Below are 26,809 nucleotides of genomic sequence, written 5' to 3'. Positions count from 1 at the left end.
AATGCGCACTGTATCGCGCCGCCGACATTCTATCTATTCTTCACTTCACCAGTATCATCTTCTTTGACTGCACCGCTCCATCAACAGCGAGTCGATAGAGATAGACTCCACTGGCAACCAGCGTTCCCCTGTCATCAGTGCCATCCCATACAATTCTAAATGACCCCGCAGACTTGACTTCATTTACCAGGGTTCTGACCTTTTGTCCAAGCGTATTAAATATCTCGATATTCACATTGCCGCGTTTTGACAGACCATATTCGACAACTGTGGTCGGGTTAAAGGGATTGGGGTAGTTCTGCAGCAGAGAATACTCTCCGGGTATAATTCCACCCGAGGGCTCATCCGCGACATCTGTGGGAGTCATGTCTATATAGCGGCCATAAATGTCCCAACCCATATCGCGACGGGCATCCATCCAGGCGGCAAAGAAGCCCTGGCCCGTTGACGCTACATCCGGACTCTGCATTCTTTTTCCGGCAAACATCGTGTCGGTGAATATAAATTCGTCACCTTTGAAATTCCCGCTCGAATCAAGAAGTCTGCCAAAAATATGTTCATTAGATGTAACAGGGTCCACTACCTGCCAGGTCACAAGAGCCGTTCCATTGTCAAGAATGGCAACCGAGGGTGGAGCATAGGTAGATACTGACGCCCCCGCTGGACTCACCCTTATGACGTTTCCAATCAACTGGTCGGAAGGCGAAATCCTTTGAGTAAATATCGCCGTATCGCCGCCCGAATTATATATCCATGCCGCAAGCACTCCACCATCTGAATAGGCGTCGCAGTCAGCATAAGTACCGGAGCCGGTAAACTTGATGCCATCACTTTTGGGAAGTCCCAGTGAATCGAATCGACGGAGATAGAGTCCGGTTCCGTCCAAACCGATTCCCGACCAAACAGTAACAAAGGAGTTATTGACACTTCCGCATACCGATTGGACCTTCTGAGAACCGGCATCGATTCCGTGGTCAACTCTAATGTTCTGTCCGACTCGATTACCGGTTGAGTCTATAATCTGCCCGTAAACATGAAACAAGGGCTCGCGAAATTCAGTCCAGACTAAAAAGAAACTGCTCCCGGAAGCCGCAGCCTTGTTCTCCCGTCTCAAACTACCGCCTACATATCCTGTGTAATCATCAAGTCTTGAGACGGAGTCACTTATTCTGCCTTGCTCATCAAGATATCTATAAAATCTATGAAATCCCGATGTGTCAGCGATACTTGACCATATCACAACTGCACTGCCCGCTTGGTTGACGGCAACCGCCTGACTGAAACCGGATCTGTCCGGGCCGCTAACGTCAATATTGTCACCATCCAGAGTGCCATTACTGCTTCTCTGTACACAAATTTTCTCCCGATTTTCAGGAAAATCTCGGTATCGCTCATCATCCCATGAGACTATGACCAGTCCATCGTCGTTTGCCGCAACGGAAGGCCAAAATTGCGGCGCATCATCATTGTTCACTCGCTGATTGGACCCCAGTTTCCACCCATATTGAGTGAACCGCTGGAGAACAATGTCTCCGTTATTTCTAAAGGACCCAAAGCAATGGTCCTCCCAAACCAATAATATATTGCCATCATTGCTTTCTGCAATATCCGCATACTGCTGATCAAGATAGACGCTGTCATGGGGAATAATACATGAACCAAGACTTAAGCCTGAAGAATCGAAGAAGAGTAAGCCGAGGTCAATCATATTTGGATAACTGATACTTGATTGAGCAACCACGACGAACTCTCGATTTTCCTGCAATATAACTCTGGGCATTCCCCAGGAACCTGAAGTGGACATTGAATCTAATGCCATATTCGCTCCGACCTTATCACCATCTGCGTCAAAATGTTGGGCGTAAATTCTCCGAAGGCCGAATCTGCTATCCTCCCAGACTACAGTCACATTGCCGGTGGAATCAGAGTCAATGCTGGCGAAGCGTTGCAGTATAGAAGTCCCCTCATCATTGACCTTAACGTTTGAGCCAACGGGACTACCACTGGCGTCAAATCGCTGAAAGAATACCTCCGTGCTGTCGTTATATCTATCCACTCCAATTTCAAGATAGTCATTGCGACCGTCTTGCCAGACTACTGAAAATCCGCCGTTTTCATCCATGGCGACGGCCGATGACCATTGGTCACAGATGCCGGTATCATCATTAATCCGAAAATTAGTACCGACCGGGTTTCCGTCCGGATCAAACATCTGTCCGTAGATGTCATCATATAGACTGTTTCGTTCATCTTCCCAGACAATGACGGAACGTCCATCGGGAGCCATAACTATGCTGGAATTATATCGGTCTCCATAGTAAACATCATTTACGATTGTAATGGGTCCGCGCGGCGTGCCATCTGAGAAATACCATTGGGCGATTACATATCCGCTAAATACCGTCGTTACTGCAAAATTGCCATCTTTGTCTGAGGCTATTGGACTGCGTCCATACGCGTTATAAGTATCGCCATACGCCGGAATCGGCAAAGGACGATTACATTCTATTGGTGTCCCCTCCGAATCATACGCCTGAATATAGAATTGATAAAAATAGACATAACGGGCATCTTCCCAAAGTACTATGAAACCGCCCCCCTTGTTAGCAGCAATTGACGGTCTTCTTTGCGGCTGGGTACTGGAAACTGTATCATCATTTATTCTGATATCGAACCCGGGAGAAAAGTCGTCGTAACAATGCGGGTCATAGACTGGAGAATTGCTGTTTGTAATTACATTATTGCTGCCAGGCAATTCATTTTCGATAAGCTCACGGTTTCTTAAGGCAGGCCACTCTTCCGGATGATTGCCCCCGATTACAGTACCCGTCATTGGCAGAGCCATCAACAATACTATGATGGCAGTTCTTAACGATTTCATCTTATGCCTCACTTTCTAGTCATGATTCCCGTTTCAATCAAGCTGATTTCTAAATGGCGCCATTCTTGACAACAACGCTTTCGTCCACGATTATTAATCTCAGGCGCGATACGACTCTTTAATTGGCATGCAAATGCCTCACAACGGACTGTCGGGTCAGAATGTCAGATGAATCGGGAAGGGGAGAGGGTGCTTGCGGGCAGGTGGTATGGTGGTTCCTTATTAGAAAGTATGATGGAGAGGACCGTCCACAAGTGAGAAGTGGAATGGAACTGAAAAAGTAATAAACGCCGCTGTCGCAACGAGCAGATGACATGCTCAATTCCAAGCGTTGGCTCGGCTAAAGTGTTTGATTTGTCGAGAAAACTACTCCACACCCAAGAACGGGCTGTGCTCTGTGGATGCCATAAATATAGTCAGAGAACTCTATTATGCAAGTGAAAAATGACCTGATTAGTAATATTTCCCGCCATACACTTTCATAGACTCAATTTAAGGCTGTCGTGCCGATTGCCCTCGCTGTCGGCCGTCACCAAGTTGACGATTTCAAATTGTCATACGTTCTGATTCAATTAATAATAAGGAGCGGACGAATTATGGCAGGAGCATGACCGACCTTTGGGGCCAGGTCAGATACAATGAACTACCTATTTTATCATCGGATATTCTTCTGAATTTATCAAGATACCTAAGCCCACCGTTCCATGCCACTCAGCACATCAAGAGTAATCTCATGAAATCATACTAAGGTCACATTTTGTGTCCAACTTGTGTCCGCCGCCTGCAAAATCAGAGAAATTTCGCCAAAACTATATAAAAGGATATAAAAGCCTTATCTTAATGTAATCTATTTACATAAGCCCATAATTATTTGTATAACAGATGCTTACAAAATCCCGCCCCGGAGAATCCCAGCCTCTCCGCTTTTTGCTGGTTTATGGGATGAATTTGTTCTGAAGCAGGTTTCCAATTTCCTACATGCTTTAGCTGCTCTTCGTAGACCGCATGACGCCCCGACCTGTTCTGCAAGCAACATATCAGGTTAAGTCCCCAGTCGGGGACCTCCGTGCAAATGCCGGCAGATAAAAAAAGGACAGCCCTTAGGCCGTCCTTAACAACTTCTTCAACAGTGATAACAATCTTACGGTCCCTGGCAGGGGTCAGGTCCGCCTTTATAGAGGCTGCTTATCAGGTAAGTCGCGTCCAGAATATTGACCACCCCGTTGCATTGCGCATCGGCAGATACCAGCGGTACCGGCTCCGGGCCATGTTTATACAGGTAGGCAAGAATATATGTCACATCGAGAATATTGACAACCTTGTTTCCGTTGGCGTCACCATTGATAAAATGCTCCTCTTCTCCGGCAGTATAATAATAGGTATCGGTGGTTCCGGTGGCGGGAACCGCTTCATCCTGAATCATCACTGATTGCACCGAACCGTCAATTCTGATTCCGACAGAATAGGTTGACCCCGGGGGAGCATCCTGTTCGGGTATAATTTCAATAATGTAAGTCCCAACAATCGGATAGTAAATAACCACGGAATCGATGAAATCAGGGGGCTCTTCGTAGTAATCGGCCGGAAAGAGCGTCTGACTCAAAACACCAAATTCATCCTTCCCAATGAAATATCCCGCCGGGTCGGTGACTTTCAGATTAACGGGAGAATAGGCATAAATCACCAGAGGTCCCAGTATTGAGAATCGCTGCAAGACAAAGTCGTAATCGGTTCCGCTGAACAGGGAATATCCGACCGTATAAACATTGCCCCAATTGTCACATGCAACATCACTGCCATAATCATTAAAAGATTCGCCGTCATACGCCCGTGCCCATCCCGTCATCCCGACCGGGCTGATTTTCATCGCATAGTTATCGACATACGGCGCGTGCGATATTTCCCCGACAACATAGGCGTTACCATCATTGTCAGCGGCGACCGAAATTCCGGCGTCGTTGAGATTGTCTGAACCGTTAACCAGCTTCTCATAAACAGTCTGCCCAAGAGAATTATACCTGATGGCTACTATATCATTCTGCGTCCCGACACCGCCGTAACTGACACCTGCCAGGGTAACCGGACCGGTCGTTCCGGTGATCGCCATACTGTAACAGTTGTCCTGCCCATTGCCGACACCGTTCCATCGTCTGGTCCAGACGGTATCACCGTCAGGTTGATATTTTAAAAGTATTATGTCCCTTGATGACCCGCTTCCATCGCTGGAACCGCAGACATACACGAAATTATTGCCGTCAATCAGAATGTCAAACCCTCCATCGAAACCGCCGACAGGGCCATCATAAATACTGACCCAGTCCTGCGAACCATTGGGGAGGTACTTTACCGTGACAATGTCCGTGCTCGACTGTTGACTTTCTCCGGTGACGTAAACATTTCCATTGGCATCAACGGCAACGGCGTGCGCCCAATCTGTTCCATACCCGGCGCCGCTGTATATTCTTGCCCACTCTTGATTCCCCAGAGAGTCGTACTTCACTGTCAGATAATTCCAATAGTTGGTGGTGCTTTCGCTTACTCCTGCCACGTAGACAAAACCGTTTATATCCGTGAAAACATCATAGAAAGCATCATAAAGAGCGGCCTCGCCATCGAATCGTTCAACCCAGAGCGAATCTCCGTCTGAATTATATTTGATAATTACCCCGCCAGTATTCGCGCCGCTGGCTTCGCTTGAGCCGGCTACATAAATATTCCCGCCCGGGTCTGCGACAATTTCGCGCGGCCAATCCTGCCCGTTGGAAAAACCGGTGTACTTTCTTGCCCAGAGCGTATCACCGCCGCTGTTGTACTTAACCGTCATCCAATCATAGCCGGTGCCGACACCCGCCCCTTGATAACTTCGCCCGGTGATAATGACGTTTCCCGAGTCATCAACGGCAATCTTGGGATACTGGTCGGCTCCTGATAACGGGCTGTTGAATCTCTTGACCCACACGGAATCGACCGACTGCGCCATTGCCGCGGCGGACAATAACAATAACGAAATAAGCGCATATACGGTTTTCATGGCTGCCTCTCGTGACCCAATGTTTACTTCTTCTGCATGAAGTTCGAGGAATCTCTATCTATTACCGATTATTTTGATTGAGTTGGTTACTTGCTCACCAACGGATATTTCAAATGCATAAATCGATACTTGGGAAAATTTTTACTCATTCCGGCTTCTACAGGTGCGCTCTTTCTCGTACTTTATCAGGAGAGCCACAAAACTATTCGTCAGAAGTAAGGTCTTACGATTGCTCTCAATGCGAAGATACTTGAGCACCTTGGAAAAGTCAGCGCACTGTGAACACTGCAATTATAGTCTATAATAAATATTATGCAAGTGAAAAAGGACCTGATATGTCAAAATTAACCATCCCACCGACACTTTTGCAGCTTAGAGAAAGTGTGCCGACCGTCCTACCCTCATACCAGGGCGAAATTGAGGCTTTCAGGTCTTCGCGCATATTACTCATGTATCTATTAGAGCCAAGTGGAATTAGAACCACCTCAAAACGTGGCGCAACAAGCGGCGAAAATTATAGATAAGTCGATACAACGGTCATATTCATTCTGTACCATTCGTTGCCCAACGCCGGCTAAATCAGGCAAGATCTATTCAGGCAAAAAATCTGTCACGCCGAATTCGGATTAGGCGATTTAACTGTCGAACCTTATAATGCCTTGCACGACTGACAATTACAGACGACAATCCCGGAAAATTTAATCTTATCCCGAAGTCTTTGTTTCCCAATTATCCCTGCTCCTATCGTGATTGACCATCGTCTGCTTGCGGAGTAAGATTCCGAGGGAATCCAACTGTTTTATCAAATCTTAGATATATTTATTGACTTATACCACTATTAATTGTACTATTTTGGTGGTATTTCTTAAGCGACATCTTCAAAAAACGGATTGCCGGTTTATTGAAGCGGGCGCTTTTTTCAAGTTAGCAAATTGAATCTATTATAGATTGGAAGGATCCCATGGTCCTTTACCGTTGCCGATACCTCCTTTCTGCAATCATCCTGTTATTCATAGTGGTCAGCGCCGGTTCCGCTCGGTCTCAGGTCGGACAATCCTCTGCCCGAGACGACGAGCGCATTTGGCTGGAGTTGGATATTACAGGACAGCTGGACCGCGACCCCTCCAACGCCAGCTATCGCGGGGGCGGAATCTCCTTTCGAGTTTCGGGGTACCTGGAGCCGGTGGAGAATGACGACCCGGATATTTTGGAGTATTATGCCGATGAACTCACGTTTAGCTTCAACACCGAACCATGCCGGCGATATGATGAAGTCTATAATGAACTGGTCATTGATTTTTCCTGTCGCACCAATCCTCACGCCCGGGTATCGGTCGAACTCAGGATGAATACGGCCAAGAAAACCAGCGAATTTCACCTTGCGACTTGGGACCTGGCCACATGCATAAATACGAGCTATGGATATGGCTATGGGGACAAGGGGTACGAAAAGACCGAATCGAATCTCGATTACAGTATCTATCTTGGAAATCTCGATGACCCGGAAGTCCCCACGACATCACCCCCGATATTTTTGTCTCAGGAAGACCTCACTGAGGATTTTGACAAGACCTTTATCTGGGAGGAACAAAGCAGTGTGACCTACTGTCCGGATATCATGAAAGGCCGAATCAATTTGCGAGCAAGACCTCCCGAAAAAACCAAAGTGACCATTGACGGTTGCGCCAATATCATGATTGGTGTCGGCGCCGAACTGACGGCGACTGTTGAGCCTGAAACCGAAGGCACCTACACCTGGATTTCTGACCCCTCTGACGTCTTCACCATCTCCGGCTCCGGAAAGACCGCCACGGCGACCGGCAATAAAGCCGGACGCGCCACCATAAGAGCTGAATTTCAGCCCAAGAAAGGAAAAAAAGTCGAGGGGAAGATTTCAGGAACCGTCGTTGAACTTCTTTCGGTCAATGGCGGCGCTGAAATTCCGGTGATAGGCATCTATGATGAAAACGCTGCGAAAAAACCGCCGGTTCAGGTCCCTATCATACAAGACCCTCCGGATGGAGAACTTCTCGATTTTCCTGTCGCTGATGACGCCATCGCCACTGTCCAGAACCTCGGCACTTCGCTGGTAATTCAGGGAAATAAAGAGGGGGTTACCGCGGCACGGGGCACGACTGACTGCGGCGACCAGGATGAGCATATTATCAACATCGAAGTCGTCAACTGCGATGAAGATACCAAGCAGAAATTGAGAGACAAATTGAAAGAGATAAAAGAGCGGCTCAACGAGAAGACGGCGGAACTGAAAGAAAAACTGAATGACCCGAGTTTTCAGCGGGCGCATAAAGAGGTTGATAGAAACCTGACCAAAGCCTTTGAGAAACTTATGTCGATAGCCGGGTCTTGTCTCGGGGCGATTGGCTCGGCGGCCTCGGGGGCATCCGCAAGCTGGAAAGACCTCGATAATTTTGTGGACTATCTTGATGCCGCCTTTGAAGCCACAGAAAAGGGAACCTGGGAGGGAGACTGGTCGCTCTGGGAAATGTACAAGACGATGCAGATTAGTACCTTCAAGAAGTTCACTCTCGGGATTGCCGGAGATGTCTTTGAATACGGTGAGGCCTGGTTTGCGGCGCAGGATGCCCTCGCCAAAATGACACAGATTGTACAGGAACTCCAGAATCTGAGGCGCGAAGCCAATCAAATTCGCGACGAATATAATGAGATAGATAACCGTCTGATGGACCTCTGCAAGGACTACGGCGGCGAGACCGGTCAACCCGGTAAACCGGGACCGAAAGAGCCGCCATCGGACCAACCCCCCGACGACAAGCCCCCTGAACCTAAGGAGCCACCTCCTCCCCAGCCCCCCGAGCCGAAACCGCCTACCGAACCGCCCGACGAGCAGCCGCCCGGTGAGCCATCAGATACCCCTGCCGATGACTCTCCATCTGATGACAACTCTGGTGAGGAACCGCCACCGCCCCCGCCGCCTCCGCCGCAGACCCCGCGCGGTTCCGGCGGCATACCGCTCAACTGCGAATGCGATAAGTTGGACCGCTCATCCGCTTCCACAATTGAGCTGAGCCAGGTCAACAATAGCATCGAGCAATTGGTGAACTGCCTGGACCAGTTCATGAATGGCACCATTAAACCGTTTCAGGCTGTTAACGACTCCGGTGAGCAATTATTCAATGAAATTGAACAAGCCCTGACCCTCCCGCAAAGCGAGTGGGGCGAGATTTTCAAAGGTTTTCTTCCTCGCATCTCTGGAATGAAGTCGGAATTCACCGCTTTTGGAGAGGCTATCCAGAGTTTTTCTGAAACATCCCAGGGCTGCTCAAATGCCGGTCAGAAATTGAGCGAAGCGATGGTGCAGGGCGCGGCTGTCCCCGAGTTGAAGCAGTAACTCTCGAAATGGGGTAACTGAATTGATGTGAGAATGTCATGGAGGAGCTATGAAGGCAGAGAAGAATTTCTATTATGTAATATTTATAATCATCTGGGCGCTGTTATCTAATCAATCAGTACCTCAGGAGTCTGATTCTACCGAAACCCGCCAATTGACTCTGCTGGATAAGTTGTACTTCAATGGTCGCGTAACCTTAGACGTTTCCTTCCAAAACGGGAGCGCCACACTCCAATCAGAATCACAAAAATTCGTTGAGGAACTTGTTCAAGTTATGAATGTTGACCCGGCGTTGAACCTGATAATTGAATCTTATGCCGGCGTCGGCGAAAAGTCGGAATCTCTCGCGAGTGAGCGCGCCAAAGAGCTCAAAGATGCCATCGTGGCAAAGGGCATCGATTCGAGCCGTCTCCGCATCAAACCTGTCGGACTGGAGATATCGGCTAAATCCGGTAATACTCAAAGCGGAATTAACCTGGTAGTAGTCTCCGCCCTTGATTCATCCGGAGTCTCACTGGCTACCATCTCAAACCCTTTTGGCATCGATATCTTCCCCGGGGCTGCGCTTTACGAAGAACTGACCCGATTTTCTCGAAACATCCTGGGTATTGACGGCTATTGTTTTGTGTCCTCCGCGGAACTCGATAAGGTCAAGACCTTCTATGATAATATAACGGCAAGATTAGCGGGGTTCATGCCGCTTTACGGCGACGAAACCGTTGTTTCATATATGAGAAGCGCCGATGACGTCATCCTGATAATCTCCATTTCCAGTCCCTGGCTGGATAGTTATACGGGTAAGACCCGCAACGACACACAGATTATGATTACAAAATCTAACTGATATCGAAAGGGAGTAGCTATGTACCTTAAAAGATTTCTGACGGTCACAGCGCTGATACTTCCTCTCTTCCTATTATCCCTGCCGGCGGTAGCGCAGGAGGAAGAAGGGGAGGAAGAAGCCGTCACGGAAGAAACGGTCACAGAAGAAACGGAAGAAGCAGCCGAGGAACCGCAACTTAAAGACACGCCGTACTTTTCCGGAATGCCGAAGTATAAGATCATTGACACCGGTGACCGGGAGTTTGACGAGTACCATTTTTACAACGGCAATGACTGCACCACCATTGAAGGCCGAAAAATGTTCCGGTCGTATATGATGGGTGAGGAGAGTGAACAGGCGAGCGAATTACAGATTATTCGCAACTACGAAAGCGCCATCCGGAATATGGGCGGAACGGTCATCTTTGACGGCATCTGCGAGGGCGCCAACTGCGCCATAAACTGCGGCTACCGCATGCTGACCGGCAAGGTTCTTAAAGGCGATAATGAACTCTGGGTCGAAATCGTGACCTTCAATGACGGCTTTGAATATTATTTGACTCTTATTGTCAAGGAAGCGATGAAACAGGATGTCACCGCCAGCGGAATGTTTGAGGCTCTCAACCGTGACGGAAAAGTGACTTTATATATCAACTTCGATTTCGGGAAAGCGACTATTCGCCCTGACTCCAGACCAATCATAGAGCAGATAGTCCAGATGATGAAGACCAACCCGGAACTTATGCTTGGTGTTGAAGGGCATACCGATAATGTTGGCGATTCCGCCGCCAATATTCTTCTTTCGGAAAACCGGGCGAAAGCAGTCAAGGAGGCGATTGTTGCTGAGAAAATCGACGAAGCTCGACTCTCCACGGTCGGATATGGCGAGGACAAACCGGTTGCCGATAATGGCACGGAGGAAGGACGCGCCAAAAACCGGAGAGTAGAACTGGTCAAAACCGGCAAGGCAACATCCGGCGCTACTGCCGTCAAAAAGAACGAAACGCAATTCGATGTGGAGATTTATCCCGGGGCGAAACTTGATGCCGCTCAAACCAAATACGCCAGGGAAGTGATGGGGCAAGAGATTTATTGTTACAGAACCGGCGACAATATAAAAGAAGTTGTAACCTTTTATCAGAAACAGACTACTCTTTCGGTCCTTGGTGAGGATGAAACCAGCGCCCTCTTCGGTTTGGATGCAGATGGCAACTCGGTGAGAATCGCTGTCGCCAACCCCTGGCTCGACCCGCAAACCGGAGAATCTCATACCGACACCATGATTCAAATTCTGAAAGTTGAGTAAGGTATTCTCTTGCGGCGCGGGCTTCGCGCAATGACATTGATACCGGCTTGCGCCTTAAATTGAAATATAGGCGGAAAGGAATTCATCACCTACTTTGGCATTGACGAAAAGGCGCAATGCCGTATATTAGTTCCATAATTCTATCAACCGACCCATCCCTTTGCATTTATCAGGACGTGAAAGAACTCCGACCGTTTGTCATCGAAATTGCGCGACTGATTCGCCGTCTCTGTGACGGCACAATATCAAGTCATGACCTCAATCGTCTTATCCAGATGGGCGCTTATATGGTCGCTACTCGAGCAGGGTGCCTGGAGTACCGTCTCCGCGCCGCCGTCAAATCGGCCGATTGCACCCCGGAGGAGATGGCGCTAACCCTGCTTGGAAACATCTTTTCAGATAAAGACCGAGAACGATATTTCCGCAAATCGGTATGCTGGGCAACAGAGCTGCCCGATGCCGAGCTCTTCCTGGTGTATGAAAGGGTCATTTATCGTGAAGCCTTGCAGCAACTCTTCCATCGCTGGGCTGAGCATAACCCGGTAATACCGAAACTTCATCGCAACTATTATGTGACATTAAGAAGGGACAAACGGTTCCGTCGTTTTCCGGATGATGCCCCTCGCTGGATAGTACTGTCGGACATCAGTAATCTGCGCGAAGGAACTCCCCTGTGCAGCCGCGACGAATTGAATAACATTCTTCATCGTATCCCGACCTATAAGAAAAGCCTGGGAGACATTATTGAGGCGCTGTTAGAAGAGGTCAATATAATCGGCTCACGCTCACCGGTAGTGTCGATTGAAGAACTGTTTGACTTGCTCGCGGAGTATTTCAAGGAACAGTTAGAACAGCCTCCACCCGTACCTGTGGTAAACCCCCATCACAAGATAGATGCGAACCAGGCTTGCCTTGCGGCGCTGGAGGATGTCAAGGAGATTATTGATGACTGGGTGTCGAAAGGGATGCTGTCCGAGCCGCTGGCTGAGGTTTTTCAAAAAGCCCTGCTCAATTTGACCGACGACCTCGTATCTTATTACGATACAATGTATTATTGGCAGTATTTAGAGCCTTATATTAAAGGCGGGGTGAGCGGCAATGTCTATCGCGAAGAGTACCGCCAATTCGACACCCTGGCATATCATGCCCGGCAGCGTTTTAATGATTATTTTAGAAAAAAGTATGGGAATTGACGGCATTTATTTCCCTGTGCCACTAATAGGAATTGTAGACGGGGAAGGGATGCGTATTTTGGGATAGCAGTTATGTTAGGTTGTCTGCGTATTGGTAAGATACGTCATATATTGCCCGAAGGAGGAGTATGACTTCAGTCCCGTGTCCCGGGGCTAATGAATGGGACCTGTTTATACTGGGATCGGATTCGATAGAGCGCGCCGCGCTGGAGCGACACCTGGAGAGCTGTCATCTTTGCCGTTTTCTGGTGGAGAAAAGACGGGAGGAACTGCAACATTATTCCCGCCGCTGGTCGCAACCGGATTCGCCCCGCCTTTTCTATCTCTATCAGTGGCGCGGCGCTCTGCTGACTGAGGTCGGAATGCCGGCGATTGCCGCCGAAGGGCTGAAACTGGAGGTCGGCTCCGAATCGACTACTTTGCTTTCCACTGACCAGCGCATCATGCTGAAAGCGGTGCGCGATTCCCATACCCGCGAGGTCTGGCTATATCTCATATCTGATGACCCTTCGCTCTATCAAAACGTCCTGGTGAGCCCTTTTGGCGGAAGTGAATGTATGACCGATGAGAAAGGGCGGGTCAACCTCGGTCGAATCCCCTGGCCTGATTCGGAGAAACTCACCGCTGAAGTCCGCGTTGCCCGCGCCCGTTTTTGCCTTGTTCCTTTCAAAGATATTCCACAACCGGAAGGGACAATTATTCTATCCAGCCCGGATGGCGACCAGGTCAGAATATCACTCCAGGACACCGGCGCCGGCAAGGCGCTGCGACTTGAAATTATGCCGAAAGAAACCGGCGTTCCGGCCGCTCCCCTGAAAATTGCTGTCCGCGAAAAGGGCTCCAGGGAACTTGTGATGATTAAATCGGACCTGACCGACCAACTGGAATTGCCCCGAATAGACAGCCGCGATACTATCGAAATCTACCTCTTCACCTGAGGCTATGCCCAATTTCCTGCAAATTGAATCCGAGAGCGAACGTCTGCGTCAGGCGTTGCGGCTGGCGCCGTCGCCGGAACTGGAAACTGTTTGCATTTTGAAGTTCTTTTCCGGTTTGAAAGATGAACTCCCCGAACTTGTCGAACCGTACTTTAAGGAATTTATTCCGAAACTGACCGTCGCCTCACAGAAAGCCGACCCGCGTGAATTTCTTCCGGCTGATGCCGTGCAGCTTTCAGGACTGCTGGAGTTTCTCGGCGGGCTTCCTGCCGGAATCTGCTCCGGCGATGACCTGGAGCATCTGCAGACTTTGCATCGGAAGATTTCTGATTACTTGCGCGCCGTGCATAATGGCGAATTAATCGCGGAATCAGATGAAAAAGGAAACGGAGTATCTCTTAAAGCCCTGTTTGTTGAGCATTTCCCGGAACTCGGTCTTGACCCCAGAGGGAGAATCCTGACACTCCGGGTCTCGGCCGAGAGAATATCACCCCGGAATGAGACTGATGATGTCGATATCCGCAATCCCCTTCTCAAATCAAACGACTCTTTTCTGAAACAGGCGCGCGATTCGGCGGCGGCGGCCCGAAAATATCTGGAGCAGAGCCATAATCTGCCGTCGCGACGTCGCTATCGGATAAACTTTCATGTGGACCATACCGGCGCCCGTTTTACCGGCGATTCGCTCGGGGTCGCCTTCGCTGTCGGAGCCGTGGCGGCGATTGCCAGGCTTGAAGTCTTGCGGGAGAAAATCAGTGTCGCCCCCGACGCCGTCTTTTCGGGAGCGTTATCTGCCGAGGGTAAAATCCTGCCGATTGACGCCCAGGGGCTGAAATTGAAAATCTTCCGCGCCTTCCATTCCGGCTTGAAATATCTGGTAATACCGCGGGAGCATATCGATGACTGCTGGGGCTATCTCAAAGAGCTGGAGTCGCCTTATCCCCGCCGCAAACTGGAGTTGTACGGGGTGGAGGAACTGCCGAGCGTGCTCTCCGACCCCCGCTTTGTGACCAGAAGCAAAGTCAGCCCGGTGGCGTATCGGGCGCGGAAAACAGTTCAAACGGTCCGCAATCCGAAGTTCGAGATTCCCATGTTAGTGGTGATGTTGTCGCTTCTTGCCTTTTTCTCCGTGAAGTTATTCACTCCCATTGAAAACGACAACCCGGTGAGGTTCCATGTCGACACCGATAACAAAGCCATTGAATTCTTCAACTCCGGCGATACATTGCTCTGGACGCTGGAGTTTCCCTGGACTATCCCTGCCGACCATGTTCAGGCGTCAAATATGATTTTGTATGATCTGGATGACGATGGCAGAAATGAGGTCTTGATTCTACCGGAAGCATTGGAGCGCACTCCCGAATATGCCTGCTTTTTCTGCTACTCTTTTGACGGTGAATTGCTTTTCAAGCGGTCCTGTATGATTCCGAATGAATATATCGTTGATACTCCATATACTGTTGACGCCGAGCATATTAGGGTATTTGAATTTGACGATGAAAAAATCATTGTTACCACAGTATGCACCCAGACACCGGCCGGTTCCCATGCTACCTTCTGGACGGTTTATGGCGATTCACTCGGCTGGTACATAAATGCCGGCGCCAGCTGGCCCTGTTTCGCCGACGATTTCGACTCTGACGGCGACTTGGAGGTCTTCTTTCTCAGCTACAATAACCCGATGGGCTGTGCCGCTCTTGCGGTAATTGACCCCGATTCGGCGTGGGGCTGCTCGCCTCCATACACAAAGAACGAATTTCGAGACCGTTCATGGCTTAAACGCGGTACGCAGTTGGCATATGTTCTTTTCCCGCAGACTGATCTCAGCAAAGCTTTCTCGGCCCTTCCCTATAATCAGCCAGGAGGCGCCGGAATCTGGAAAACCGACAACGGTTATGCCGTGAATATTAGAGAGCATGGTGATGCCAAATATGGCGCCTACGATATTTTGTACCCTTTGGATGCCCGACTCCGGGTCGTCCAGCCGGTTCTCAATGACCCCTTTCGGAAACTCCGTGATAGAGGGGTAAGTGAAGGACAGTTGCCTAATATTCCGTATGAGCGATATGTCGCGCATCTTCTTGACACCGTCACCTACTGGACCGATTCTGGCTGGGTAACCGAGGGGCAGCTTCGGGCGGCCGAAAATCTGAAAAAATCTTCAAAAATCTCAAAATAACCTCCGGCAGAGTTCTCTGTCTGCCACTATGTCTCTATTAGGATTTAGGAATAGTTCAGGCTGTCGCAGCTTCAAAATGCTGTGACTGCAAGTGATGTTTCATTCTGGAAGAGGCTTCCGAAAGGCAAGCTCATTAGGTTAGATCGAATTATTAGAAAATACATAATCTGTCGCTATTGGAGGTATTATGAACGTAGAAATGTCATGGAGAGGAGCCCTGTTGGTATTGCCTCTGTCATTTGTGATGTTAATTCATCCTGGAACATATGCACAATTATCATTTTGTGATGGGTTTGAGAATGACTGGAGTTCCAATTGGACCAACACTGAAGGTGGAGTCGTCGTTGCAACCACTCCAGTACATTCTGGAGCGAAGAGTATTGGCCTGTCTAGAGAAGCACAATTCTTTTGCTGGGGAAAGATTTATCGCAATGATTTTTCAGCCATATATGGAGAATATAGTGTGTGGGCAAATCATCAGACTGGCTCCACGGATAACGAATTTGCCATCCAGGTACCTATCGGCATGACAGATGGCGGCTACAGAGTACGATTTGTACCGGGGACTACATTTATTCTCCAGAAGGGTATCACCCCAGTCAGCTCCATACCTGTCATACTTCAATCGTATCAATGGTTTCAGGTTTTCATAAGAAGAGAGGCACCCAATATCATCACATATGGCTACAGAATGCCAGACGGAAGCGGAGACTCCCTGAATTATCTCGACCCTTCTCCAATTATGGCACCCGGTACAATCGTACTACAATCCTGTGAGGATGGCAATTTTACCTACTTTGATGATGTCTGTTTTGAAGCACTTTCCACAGATACTAGCATTGAATTCAGTTTAGACAGCCTTAATTTTTCAAGGCCTGCAGGACACGATTACGACACTACCATTTACTTGAAGAATAATTCCGATTTTCCAATTGACTGTTACCTGGAGCACACGCCGTTCATACCGTATTCTGTCGACTGTAGTTACAGTGAAATTTGTACTGTTCCAGCACATGATTCGATACCAGTTACTTTTGTGGCTTATACTGAAGGCCTGTGCTATCCTCCTGTGGGTGCTGTTGATACCATAACCGTGATGTTGCTAGTGGAGGGAGTCGCGCGCGACCTGCTTCAGGTCATTGAAACGGTCACTCTGAATCAACCGCCCTGCAAAACTAGAATAATCCCCATTAATCAAAGTGATTCAGTACATATCGGATCACTTCTCTCAATGGACTTTGAAGTTGATTGTCCGCATGGATTAGCGGAGGATTGTTTTCAGCGGCTAGACCTTTCATATTCAATCGACAACATGTCCTCTTGGGTTCCGATCGATAGCAACATAATTATAAATAGTTACGATTGGATGGTCCCGAACATACTCGGATGCACTTTCTATCTGAGAATAGAAGGTACTGATTGGTATATGGTTCCGGTGCTCGATTCAACTGGTCCATTCAGTGTTTACTATCTTTGTGGCGACGCGAATGCAAACTGCATTGTCAATATCCTCGATGTGACCTATCTCATTTCTTATCTCTATAAAGGTGGACCGGCGCCTATTCCATTGGAATCGGGTGACGCAAATGGTAACGGCACTGTTAATATTTTAGACGTGACTTATCTGTTGGCTTATTTATATAAAGATGGTAATGCTCCTATTTGTCCTCCATGGATAGGCCCTTACTGATACAATATAGAGATCGGACTTCTATTTGTGGTGAGCATGATTGGAATCAGCAGTTACACATTATGACATAATTTGTACTCAGCGCTCTCAAGTTCGGCGCCGTCACATCCGCCGCTCCGCAATTTTAAGGGGAGGCCAGCCCGGCTCAGCGGGCTGAACGTCCAAACCCGGCGGAGTCCGTGCTCTCTCCGCCGGGCTTTTTCATTTCATCATTACAAGTACTCCACTCCCGCAACTCTATCTTCGCTTCCGGTACTTCATCTGGAAAAGTAGATTCCAAACGTCATACACCCATTATTATCTATTGACTTAACTGCCGATAATGGTATCTATATCGGCAGAGAAATCCAATATGGCCGTTCACAAAACCGACATCGAACTCTGGGAGGAGATTCTCCATAATCGTCCCGAGTCCTGGAAAGAATTGGTAAGCCGTTATCAACGATTGGTTTACGCCGTCGCCACCCGCTCCGGGCTGTCGCTTGCCGATGCCGCCGATTGTTTCCAGCAAACCTGGGTGCTTCTTTACCAGAATCGCCGCAAACTAAAAGACCCCTCCCGTATTTCCGCCTGGCTGGTTACCACCGCCAAGCGCGAGGCGATGCGGCTGAGCCGTCTTGCCGAAAAAGACTCCGGCGGTGATGTCAATCCCGAGGAACCGGACCCGTCACCGCTACCTGACGTCGCCTTAGAGCGTCTCGAATGCCAGATACATCTTGAACTCGCCCTCAAGCAGATTGACCCCCGTTGCCGCAGAATCCTCGAAGAGTTTTTTTACGCTGCGGAAGAGGAGTCATATGAAGAAATCGCCCGGAAACTGGGGCTTGCCCCCAACAGTTTAGGACCCATCCGAAGGCGATGTTTGGAGAAATTAAAAGAGATTCTTATCAGCAACGGATATCTAAGAGAACGAAAAACCGATTGAACCACTCTGTATTATGAGACCGGTGAAGAAACATATGAAAGATATGCACTTTACAAGAGAAGAGTTGATAGAAATGGCGCGGGATAAAGATAAAAAACGGCCCCGGCACCTTAAAGATTGCCCGGAATGCCGTCAGGAACTGGAACTGCTGAAAGCCTTTCCGCTTGCGGGTCAACTGCCGCTTCCTGATGCCCCTACAGGATGGATTGAAAAAGCGGTGGCGCTCGGCAAGAGGACAGGGGTTCTTGGAACGCTCAAGACTCTGGTGGCAGAGTTGACCTTTGATTCCTGGAAAATTCCTCAGCCGGTGGGAGTTCGAGGAGAATCTCTTCTGGACCAGCGGCGCCTTCGCTTTGAAGCCGAGAACATTAATATTGATATTCGTGCGGAGCATACTGATGAGGGCTGGGTATTTATCGGCCAGGTCAGCGGAGCCGAAATGGGCGAGGCCGACCTGAATGTAGGGAAGAAAACCGTTCATCCCGACCGTCACGGTTTTTATCAATGGTCGAGCAAGACTCCACCCGGGGCTCTCTCTCTGCAGGCGGGCGAGAAATCTATCAAACTGCCCAAAATCAAATGGACGAAGAGCAATCCCAGATAGCGGCGCGGCTGTTTCTTCGGACTGGAGAAGCGGTCGACATTTCTGAGCTGGAATTAGCGCGGGGCTGCGAGAATTTAATTCAGAAAGCCTCACGGACCTCTCTTAATGAGGCTCTCAAACTGGCGCGCCGATTTGCCGCTGTCTCCCGTCATCATTCACCCGAGATGCGGCTGACTGCCGCCCGGGCGGTGGGACGACTCTCTCATATGAGCGGTCGCCATCGTGATGCCCGGCGCGCCTATCTTAGCGCTCGCCGCCTTTCCGAAAGATCACCCCTTGTCCGTGCCCGGATTGACCGGGCGCTTGCTGATGTATATCTCTATCTGGGCGACTATGACAAAGCGAAACAATCGGCCCGCCGGGCTATGGCCGCATTCAAAGCTTTAAAAGCGGATAATGACTGGATTCAGGCAAGAGTAAACTACGCCAATATACTCCATCGTCAGGACCGGCATCGCGAAGCGGAAAAAATCTATCACCAGGCGGCAGACTATTTTGACGCAAGCGGCAACCGCCTGGCGCTGGCGAGATGTTACTATAACCGCGCCAATGTCCTTCTCCAGTTATTCGATATCGCCGCCGCCGAAAGGCTCTACCGGGATTCGGAGAAGATTTATGCTGAAGCCGGCTGCACGCTTGATGCTAACGATGCCCGTTATGGCCTGGCTTGGTTGTGGATGCTGACCGGTAAATTCCATCAGGCCCTCCTGCAACTTGCCGCCTGCGAAAAAATATATCGTGACGGGGGAGACCATCGGGGAGAGGCCCTCTGCGCCCTGGACCGGGCTGAAGTTTATCTGGGTCTGGGGCTGAATCATGATGCCTTCGATATCTCCGCCCTTGCCGAAAAGAGATTCGCCGTTCTCGGTCTGCAATATGAACGGAGCAAAGCCTCGCTCTTTCGGGCGCAGGCGGCGCTTAGAATTGGGCGGAAAACCGAAGCCGAAAAAGCTGTTGTCCAGGCGCTAAAAGGATTTTCCCGAGAGAAAAACGGGGGGTTTCTCGGTGTCAGCCAACTGACAGCGGCGGATTTGGTTCGCGCCAAATCCGATTCTTCAAAGAGAACCAGATATCTTAACGCCGCCCGCAAGCAGTTCTCGCGAGCACAGCTTCCCCTCTGGGAAGCAATCTGCGACCTGCGGCTCAGCTATGAAAAATCATTATCCAGTGTGGCGGTGAAACGTCTCAAACGGAATCGCGCTCTGCGGGAGATGCCCCATCTGTCTATTGCCTGGCAGACCCGCCTGGGTGAACTGAAACAGGCGCAAGGGGACCTTGCCGCCGCGCGAAATCACTGGGAAACCGCGGCCGAAACCCTTGACCTGCTTCGCGCCCAGCTTCCCCCTCTCGACCTGCGCTCCGCTTTTGCCCGCGCCCAGAATTCGCCGCATCGCAAACTGATTGACATGGAGCTGAAAGACAGCCCGATGCGCGCCGCGGTTTGGTCGGAGCGGTTTAAAACCGCAGGTATCTGGGCGCCGCTGATATCGGAATCCGAGAATGCCACCGATATGACAAAAATTCAAAGGAACCTCGGCTTATTGGCTCGTCAGGTCGCCGCCCTGTCTCATCAGATTTATGAAGGGAACGGGAAGCGCGGCTTTACGGCAGCGACTCATCAGGCGGCGCTTCAACATCTGCGCCGCGAAATCCGTGAGTCAATGCTTGCCTGTGAACCGGATAAAGCCGGTTCTTCCTATGCGCCGGAACAACTGGCGGCGAACTTCCGCCATGTCTCCTCCGAGCATCCGGTGGTGCAGTTTCATCTGCAGGACGATGATATTATTATATTTCTTCACCGACAGGGGACGGTAGAAACCCATCGGCTTGAAAAAGGAAGAATTCATCTGCAGGAGATTCTTTTGCGCTGGCGTTTTCTGCTTGAGTCGGAACTTCTTACAGGTTATCTGACTTCCCTGAGAAATTTTCAATCGGAGCGGTCGCTTCTTTCCGAATTAGGGGATATGCTCTGGGCGCCGCTTCGGCTGGATGAGTCCTATCATCGAATTCTGATTATACCTGAAGGGGAACTGAGCAATATCCCCTGGGCCGCTCTCTATGACAATGAGGGGTATCTTGCCGACCGCTTCAATTTTGTCATCGCCCCCAGTTTGAGGCATTATATAAATGCCCGAAAAGTATATTCAGCCTCATCCCGCTGGCATCTCTTCCAGGGGGCAGCGGCAAATATTCCCCATGTGTCTGACGAGTTAGAGTCGTTGTTGGCTCAAATCAGCGGTAACGCCGCCCTCTCGGCGCCCTGTCGCCGCAAAGATATAATTGATGCCCCGGAAGCGGCGGTCTGGCACTATTCCGGGCATGCCCAATTCTGCACCGATAATCCTTTCTATTCGTATTTGGCACTTGAGGATGGACCGCTGTTTGCGGCCGACCTTCGCGCCAAAAGATGCCGCGTCAATCTGGTTACCCTGGCCGGCTGCCGTTCCGGCGAACAGCTTGTGCTCCCCGGAGATGAAGCCACCGGTTTGGTGCGGTCACTGCTGGAAATGGGAGCCCGAAACATAATCGCTGCGCTTTGGCCACTTTCTGATGAATCTGCTTCCTTTTGGATGATTTCTTATTATAATAAATTGAGAGAGAATAACTCTATTCTTGAGTCCGCCCGCTGGGCTGCCGGCAAAGTGAGGGAACGGTTCCCTTCAGCTTATCACTGGGCAGCGTTCTCCGTATTCGGAGCGGGCGATATGGGAGGTGCCTATGACAGGTAAGTTTTCCGCCTTCAGATATTTCCTTTGTTTTCTAATCATTCTCATTGCCCCCTCGCTTTCGTCTTATGCCCAGCAGGGATTCGGAGGGTACCGTGAAGGGGAAATAATCTGTAAGATGGAGGTCGGGTATAGCATAAATATCATCAACTCCACCTACGGAACCGGGGTAAAAGGACACCAGCAACAAACTGGCTGTTTCCTGCTTTCTGTCCCCGAGGGACAGGATGCCGAAAGCCTTGCGACTGTTATCGATGCCCGTCCCGATGTCGCTTATTGTCGCCTTAATTACCTCCTGATGACTCCCGAGTCACTCCAGAGAAGCCAGCCGTTTCTTGATGTCGAAGGTATCGGTTCTATAACTCTGCAGTCGGCCGCGGTCAACCTGGAGCTCTCCGAAGCGCAAACCCTTTCCACCGGCCTGGGAGTTAAAATCGCCCATATCGACGGCGGCGTGAATTTCCTGCACCCTCTCTTTGACTCAACCGCGGCAATACTCGTTTCCCGCTGGGATTTTGTGAATAATGATTCCGATGCCTCTGACGAACCGGGCGGTACCGGTTCCGGCCATGGCACCTTTATTGCCGGTATTCTCAATCTAACTGCCCCCGGGGCAGAAATTCTGGTCTATAGAGCGCTCGATACCGGCGGTATTGGGGATGGATTCAGTCTGGCATCAGCGGTATTGATGGCTGTCGAAGATAGCTGTCGTGTCATAAATCTGAGTTTTGGCATGACGGGAATTCATAACGCCCTTGATGACGCTCTTCGATTTGCCAAATCGTCCGGCGTAAATCTTGTCGCTGCCGCCGGCAACGACTCAACCGATAGCCCGCTGGTCTTTCCGTTTCCGGCTGACCGGGGCTATTGCCTCGCTGTCGCCGCCCTTGACTCTCTCAATCTTAAAGCCGGGTTCTCCAATTTTGGCGATAAGATAGACCTCTGCGCGCCCGGGACAGCCATCTATTCGGCATACCTTGATACAGCCTATGCCTGGTGGGAAGGAACCAGCTTTGCCGCTCCGTTTGTCAGCGGCCTGGCGGCGCTTCTGATTAGCCGCAATCAGGCGCTCCTGGCGAGCGAAGTTGACACCGTCTTGAGTCAAACCGCCGTCAATATTGACTCCCTTAACATCGGTTACGAGGGACTTCTGGGTCATGGCTTAATCGACTTTCTTGCCGCCCTCGGCCAGACCGGGACCACCATTTATGGCGATGCCAACGGCGACCTGCTGGTCAATATACTGGATGCCATTTATATCATCAGCTATCTATACAAGGATGGTCCCCAGCCATATCCGCTGCAGATAGCCGATACCAACAATGACGGCAAAATCACAATTCTGGATACTACCTATCTGCTGGCATACCTGTACAAGACCGGACCGCCGCCAGCTCAATAAATTCAGAATTTCTGTTAGAGAATACTAACATTAAACCGCTGTCTGTTCAACAGCGGTTTTTTTTCGATTTCTCTCAGTTTTTTTGAACGACAGCGAGACTCCCGCTGCTCTGTTTATCAAGCGTTAAAATGGAATAAAAATTGGTATTGACTGACATTCTGACAGAAGGGTTAGCGTGTCGGGGGCGGGGTGAAAAGAGTTCTCCCCGCCTCTTACTTTTAGGGAAAGGAGGTAAGCATAGAGCTACTTTTAGGTCAGTTTGAGTAATTTTTTACCCCCAAACTTCGTTCGTTTCATCGGAGGATGACTTATGAAGCAACTTCTACTGTTGCTGGTCCTTACTCTGCTTCTATCCCTCACAGCCGCGGCTGAGAAGCAGATTTATGTCCCGTTTGAAGAGACATCAGATGAGGTTCTCTACGTCCCCGACCAGTTCGTGGTTAAATTCCGCAGCATTACCGGCAACCATATTCCTCTCGCCGCCAAGGGAGAAGTGATGACCGGCATTCCCTCTGTCGACCAGCTGTCGCGTCGCTTTGGCGTGGTGGCAATCGAGGAGGAATTTCCCGGCGCCGTTGCCAAATCAGGATATCCCGACCTGACCGGATACCGCATCATCACCTATCGAGGCTCTCAGTCGCTGGAAGAGGTAATCAGCGCTTATGCCGCCGACCCCAATGTTGAGAGCGCCGAGCCGATAGCGATGCATCCGGTCTATGACCTGGTTCCCAATGATTACTATTTTGCCGGGCAGGCCGACCCCTGGAACCAGTATGGGCTCTCCAATGCCGCCGACCATGATATGGATGCCCCCTGCGCCTGGCAAATTAACGCCGGCAGCACAAATACGGTGGTGGCTGTCCTTGACGGCGGAGTCCGCTATTATCATAAAGATCTGGGCGGCGCCTCCTGGCCCACTACCAGCGGCAATATCTGGAAAAATCTGGATGAAATTAACGGCAACGGAATTGATGATGACGGCAACGGCTTTGTGGATGACTGGATTGGCTGGGATTTCGTTACCGGCGTGACCCGTTGCAAGAAAGGTGAAGACTGCACTACGGCCGACAATGACCCGCGGGATTTTGGCGGTCATGGCACCCATTGCGCCGGCATAGTCGGAGCGATGACCAATAACGCTATCGGCGTTGCCGGAACCGCCGGAGGATGGGGAAATGGTACCTCCACTTCGGTCGGAAACGGCGTGAAAATCATGTGCCTCAGGATAGGTTGGACCGCCACCAGCGGTATGGGCTATGTCCGGATGGATTTTGCGGCGCAGGCGTTCTATTATGCCGCCAATAACGGCGCCCATGTCGCCAGCTGCAGCTGGGGTTCCTCCAATACCAGCGGTCTGGGCGCCGCCGTGGACTATGCCATAGCGCATGGCGTGACCGTTGTTCATGCCGCCGGCAACAGCAATAACAGCACCGCCGATTATCTCGGAACGCGCACCGATGTCATCAATGTCGCCGCCACCGACAAGAACGACCTCAAAGCCTCCTTCTCCAGTTACGGCACCTGGGTTGATGTTTCTGCCGCCGGCGTGGACATCGTGAGCACCTATCACAATTCCGCCGACCCGACTCCCGACTATTTTGCGGTCATGAGCGGCACCTCCATGGCAACACCATATGTCGCCGGGCTGGCCGGATTGGTGAAATCGCAGTACCCGTCTTATGGCTGGGCCGACGTCTATAATCGCATTAAGACTACCACCGACAACATTGATGCCCTCAATCCGAGCTACGCGGGGTTGCTTGGCACCGGGCGTATCAATGCCTGCCGTGCCCTGGGCGGAACCCCCGCTCCCAAGGAAACCAGTGAAATGCCGCTTCTACCGGCGGAGTTCCATCTCTACCAGAATTACCCTAATCCCTTCAACCTTGGAACCACCATCAGCTTCTATCTGCCGGAAAAAAGCAAGGTCAATATCACCATTTATAATATCCTCGGCGCCACAGTCAAAACCCTCCTCGCCGATGAACTGGAAGCCGGCTCCCATGCCATTACCTGGGACGGCACCAATGTCAGAGGGGATGTTGTGGCTACCGGTACCTATATCTACCGGATGACCACCGATAACGGCGCCATGTCCCGTAAAATGACGCTACTCAAATAGTACCTCAGGGATAGCAGTCACAATGACCGCCGGATTGAACACCCGGCGGTCTTTTTTTCACCCTGAACAGCCCGATAACGAGGATAAAAATATCTAATTTCGACCCTTCCGGGCTGAACGAAAACGGTTCTCTTCTTCTCTGTATGACAGAGACGGAAAAGAGACTTCTAACAAGAAATGAAGGAGGTTTTAAATGAAGAAAGTCCTTGCCATCCTTATCGCAACCTTTCTTGTTGGGTCGTTTATCGCTCTTATCGGATGCTCTAACCAGAACTCATCCAATCCGCTGGCGGTATCCTCCCAGGGATATGGGACATTACCCAGCGCCGATGCCGTGACTGGCGATTCCACCGGCTTTGCGGCACGCGTCATGACCACTGACCAGAACAGCCGGATGCTGACCTTTTATGAAAAGCCGGAGACGGTTATAGCGCTGCAGAACTGCGAAATCGTGCGCCTGAATAATGTCAATGATTCCCCCATACCGTTCTCGGACATAAAGCCGGGTGACTCTGTTCATGTTTCCGGCGTCAAGCAGCAGAATAATTATATCTATGCTCATCGCATCAGGGTTCATTGCGACACCTGCCCCGGAAACTACGATATCGCCTTCCGCGATACTATCATCACCATCGACTATAATGCCGGCTCCTTCACGGTGGTCGGCCGCAATGAAACCATCATCACCGATGAAAACACAGTCATCTGGGGAGTTATTCCGAACAACATCGACAATGAAGGGCATATCGGTGACGGCGATAACTCCGGCTCTACTTCCAAAATGATTTGGAACCGGGCCGGCTCCAGCAACGATACCGTCTATACTTTTGCCGACCTGAGCCTCGGAGATATCGTCGAAGTCAAAGCCAAAATCATCGACGAGAATACGCTTCTGGCGGTAAAAATCAAGATCGCCTCCAATTACAGCTACGACTATAGCCGCTGCGAGAATTTTGAGGCGACATTGGCTTCGGTCGATGTTGATGCCAAAATAGTTACTTTCGAGGGGCTGTCATGGATTGGCTTGGTATGCAAAGGCACATTGCTGACTGACGCCACCGGCGGAACCTTGACTCTGGCTGATTTCTCCGCCGGCGACCTCGTGGCAGTCTAGGGAATCCCTTACAGCGGCGATACCCTTAAAGTCTGCGAAATGCATATGGTTGAATAACTTCGCTGTCGGCAAATCTCTCAAAGTCCTCTTAAACAGGAGAGGTTGCGAAAAGCGGGCGGGTCGTAATGACTCGTCCGTTTTATTTTACTGTCTCCCGACATCAAGACCCTTCTTCCTTTTGCACTCCAACAGAAAATCGGCCGATGACAATTTTCCCTGACATCAGATGTCAGTCTCCCAACCTATTAATAAATTTAGAGATAAGCGGCAACCTGAAACATGTCAATTGAACTCAAGAATGAAAACCCGAATTGAAACCTTACCAAGGAGGATTTATGGCAGGAGAAGGGCTTTTCAACGAACGGGCCAGTGTCAAAGGGAAAACCTATTTCTTCGATGTCAAGCAGGCGGCAAATGGAAACAAGTACCTGATGATAACAGAATCGAAGAAGGTTCAGGATGGCACGTACCAGCGGGCCCGAGTGATAGTATTTGAGGATGCTTTT

The 26,809-nt window shown here is 50.2% G+C and carries 16 protein-coding genes; 14 read left to right on the top strand and 2 right to left on the bottom strand.

Going from position 1 to position 26,809, the window contains the following annotated elements; translation table 11 throughout:
- Positions 1 to 40 precede the first annotated feature (40 nt).
- Together AB1690_07510 and AB1690_07505 are read right to left on the bottom strand one after the other, a co-directional pair.
- Complete coding sequence (locus tag AB1690_07510) at positions 41 to 2,881, bottom strand: FlgD immunoglobulin-like domain containing protein (protein MEW6015154.1); 2,841 nt, start codon at positions 2,879 to 2,881, stop codon at positions 41 to 43.
- Positions 2,882 to 4,022: 1,141 nt separating this feature from the next.
- Positions 4,023 to 5,912 carry an SBBP repeat-containing protein gene (locus tag AB1690_07505; GenBank protein ID MEW6015153.1) on the bottom strand — a complete coding sequence of 630 codons (1,890 nt, stop codon included), beginning with the start codon at positions 5,910 to 5,912 and terminating at the stop codon, positions 4,023 to 4,025.
- Positions 5,913 to 6,873: 961 nt separating this feature from the next.
- Between AB1690_07505 and AB1690_07500 the strand changes: the two genes are divergently transcribed.
- The 14 genes from AB1690_07500 to AB1690_07435 all read left to right on the top strand — a co-directional run.
- The gene (locus AB1690_07500) at positions 6,874 to 9,282 is read left to right on the top strand and encodes a hypothetical protein (protein MEW6015152.1); all 2,409 of its coding nucleotides are present in this window, start codon (positions 6,874 to 6,876) and stop codon (positions 9,280 to 9,282) included.
- A gap of 49 nt (positions 9,283 to 9,331) precedes the next feature.
- Complete coding sequence (locus tag AB1690_07495) at positions 9,332 to 10,126, top strand: OmpA family protein (GenBank protein MEW6015151.1); 795 nt, start codon at positions 9,332 to 9,334, stop codon at positions 10,124 to 10,126.
- A gap of 18 nt (positions 10,127 to 10,144) precedes the next feature.
- On the top strand, positions 10,145 to 11,410 hold the full coding sequence (locus tag AB1690_07490; protein MEW6015150.1) for an OmpA family protein: 1,266 nt from the start codon (positions 10,145 to 10,147) through the stop codon (positions 11,408 to 11,410).
- Positions 11,411 to 11,526: 116 nt separating this feature from the next.
- Positions 11,527 to 12,603, top strand: coding sequence for a hypothetical protein (locus tag AB1690_07485; protein ID MEW6015149.1), 1,077 nt, complete (start codon positions 11,527 to 11,529; stop codon positions 12,601 to 12,603).
- A gap of 128 nt (positions 12,604 to 12,731) precedes the next feature.
- Entirely contained in the window at positions 12,732 to 13,541 is an 810-nt protein-coding gene (locus AB1690_07480) for a hypothetical protein (protein ID MEW6015148.1), read from the top strand.
- 4 nt (positions 13,542 to 13,545) lie between these two features.
- The gene (locus AB1690_07475) at positions 13,546 to 15,720 is read left to right on the top strand and encodes a S16 family serine protease (GenBank protein ID MEW6015147.1); all 2,175 of its coding nucleotides are present in this window, start codon (positions 13,546 to 13,548) and stop codon (positions 15,718 to 15,720) included.
- A 187-nt stretch (positions 15,721 to 15,907) separates the two neighbouring features.
- A complete protein-coding gene (locus tag AB1690_07470; GenBank protein MEW6015146.1) occupies positions 15,908 to 17,410 on the top strand; it encodes a dockerin type I repeat-containing protein in 1,503 nt (500 codons plus the stop codon).
- Positions 17,411 to 17,762: 352 nt separating this feature from the next.
- Positions 17,763 to 18,335, top strand: coding sequence for a sigma-70 family RNA polymerase sigma factor (locus AB1690_07465; GenBank protein MEW6015145.1), 573 nt, complete (start codon positions 17,763 to 17,765; stop codon positions 18,333 to 18,335).
- Between the two features lie 22 nt (positions 18,336 to 18,357).
- Positions 18,358 to 18,939, top strand: coding sequence for a hypothetical protein (locus tag AB1690_07460; protein ID MEW6015144.1), 582 nt, complete (start codon positions 18,358 to 18,360; stop codon positions 18,937 to 18,939).
- Positions 18,915 to 21,668 carry a CHAT domain-containing tetratricopeptide repeat protein gene (locus tag AB1690_07455; protein ID MEW6015143.1) on the top strand — a complete coding sequence of 918 codons (2,754 nt, stop codon included), beginning with the start codon at positions 18,915 to 18,917 and terminating at the stop codon, positions 21,666 to 21,668. The genes AB1690_07460 and AB1690_07455 overlap by 25 nt, the downstream gene beginning before the upstream one ends.
- Entirely contained in the window at positions 21,658 to 23,067 is a 1,410-nt protein-coding gene (locus AB1690_07450; GenBank protein ID MEW6015142.1) for a S8 family serine peptidase, read from the top strand. Before AB1690_07455 ends, AB1690_07450 begins: the two co-directional genes overlap by 11 nt.
- Before the next feature lie 310 nt (positions 23,068 to 23,377).
- The gene (locus AB1690_07445; GenBank protein ID MEW6015141.1) at positions 23,378 to 25,189 is read left to right on the top strand and encodes a S8 family serine peptidase; all 1,812 of its coding nucleotides are present in this window, start codon (positions 23,378 to 23,380) and stop codon (positions 25,187 to 25,189) included.
- Between the two features lie 193 nt (positions 25,190 to 25,382).
- Complete coding sequence (locus tag AB1690_07440; protein MEW6015140.1) at positions 25,383 to 26,303, top strand: DUF5666 domain-containing protein; 921 nt, start codon at positions 25,383 to 25,385, stop codon at positions 26,301 to 26,303.
- Between the two features lie 335 nt (positions 26,304 to 26,638).
- A partial coding sequence (locus tag AB1690_07435; GenBank protein ID MEW6015139.1) for a DUF3276 family protein occupies positions 26,639 to 26,809 on the top strand: 171 nt, incomplete at its 3' end.

This window comes from Candidatus Zixiibacteriota bacterium, from assembly GCA_040753495.1.
Taxonomy (GTDB): domain Bacteria; phylum Zixibacteria; class MSB-5A5; order GN15; family PGXB01; genus DYGG01.
The sequence above is the reverse complement of the archived record's forward strand: the minus strand, read 5'-3'. Positions and strand labels throughout refer to the sequence as shown.

Excerpts from the sequence above, each read along its gene's own strand:
- AB1690_07510 (MEW6015154.1), bottom strand. The coding sequence starts at position 2,881 with ATGAAATCGTTAAGAACTGCCATCATAGTATTGTTGATGGCTCTGCCA.
- AB1690_07505 (MEW6015153.1), bottom strand. The coding sequence starts at position 5,912 with ATGAAAACCGTATATGCGCTTATTTCGTTATTGTTATTGTCCGCCGCG.
- AB1690_07500 (MEW6015152.1), top strand. The coding sequence starts at position 6,874 with ATGGTCCTTTACCGTTGCCGATACCTCCTTTCTGCAATCATCCTGTTA.
- AB1690_07495 (MEW6015151.1), top strand. The coding sequence starts at position 9,332 with ATGAAGGCAGAGAAGAATTTCTATTATGTAATATTTATAATCATCTGG.
- AB1690_07490 (MEW6015150.1), top strand. The coding sequence starts at position 10,145 with ATGTACCTTAAAAGATTTCTGACGGTCACAGCGCTGATACTTCCTCTC.
- AB1690_07485 (MEW6015149.1), top strand. The coding sequence starts at position 11,527 with ATGCCGTATATTAGTTCCATAATTCTATCAACCGACCCATCCCTTTGC.
- AB1690_07480 (MEW6015148.1), top strand. The coding sequence starts at position 12,732 with ATGACTTCAGTCCCGTGTCCCGGGGCTAATGAATGGGACCTGTTTATA.
- AB1690_07475 (MEW6015147.1), top strand. The coding sequence starts at position 13,546 with ATGCCCAATTTCCTGCAAATTGAATCCGAGAGCGAACGTCTGCGTCAG.
- AB1690_07470 (MEW6015146.1), top strand. The coding sequence starts at position 15,908 with ATGAACGTAGAAATGTCATGGAGAGGAGCCCTGTTGGTATTGCCTCTG.
- AB1690_07465 (MEW6015145.1), top strand. The coding sequence starts at position 17,763 with ATGGCCGTTCACAAAACCGACATCGAACTCTGGGAGGAGATTCTCCAT.
- AB1690_07455 (MEW6015143.1), top strand. The coding sequence starts at position 18,915 with ATGGACGAAGAGCAATCCCAGATAGCGGCGCGGCTGTTTCTTCGGACT.
- AB1690_07450 (MEW6015142.1), top strand. The coding sequence starts at position 21,658 with ATGACAGGTAAGTTTTCCGCCTTCAGATATTTCCTTTGTTTTCTAATC.
- AB1690_07445 (MEW6015141.1), top strand. The coding sequence starts at position 23,378 with ATGAAGCAACTTCTACTGTTGCTGGTCCTTACTCTGCTTCTATCCCTC.
- AB1690_07440 (MEW6015140.1), top strand. The coding sequence starts at position 25,383 with ATGAAGAAAGTCCTTGCCATCCTTATCGCAACCTTTCTTGTTGGGTCG.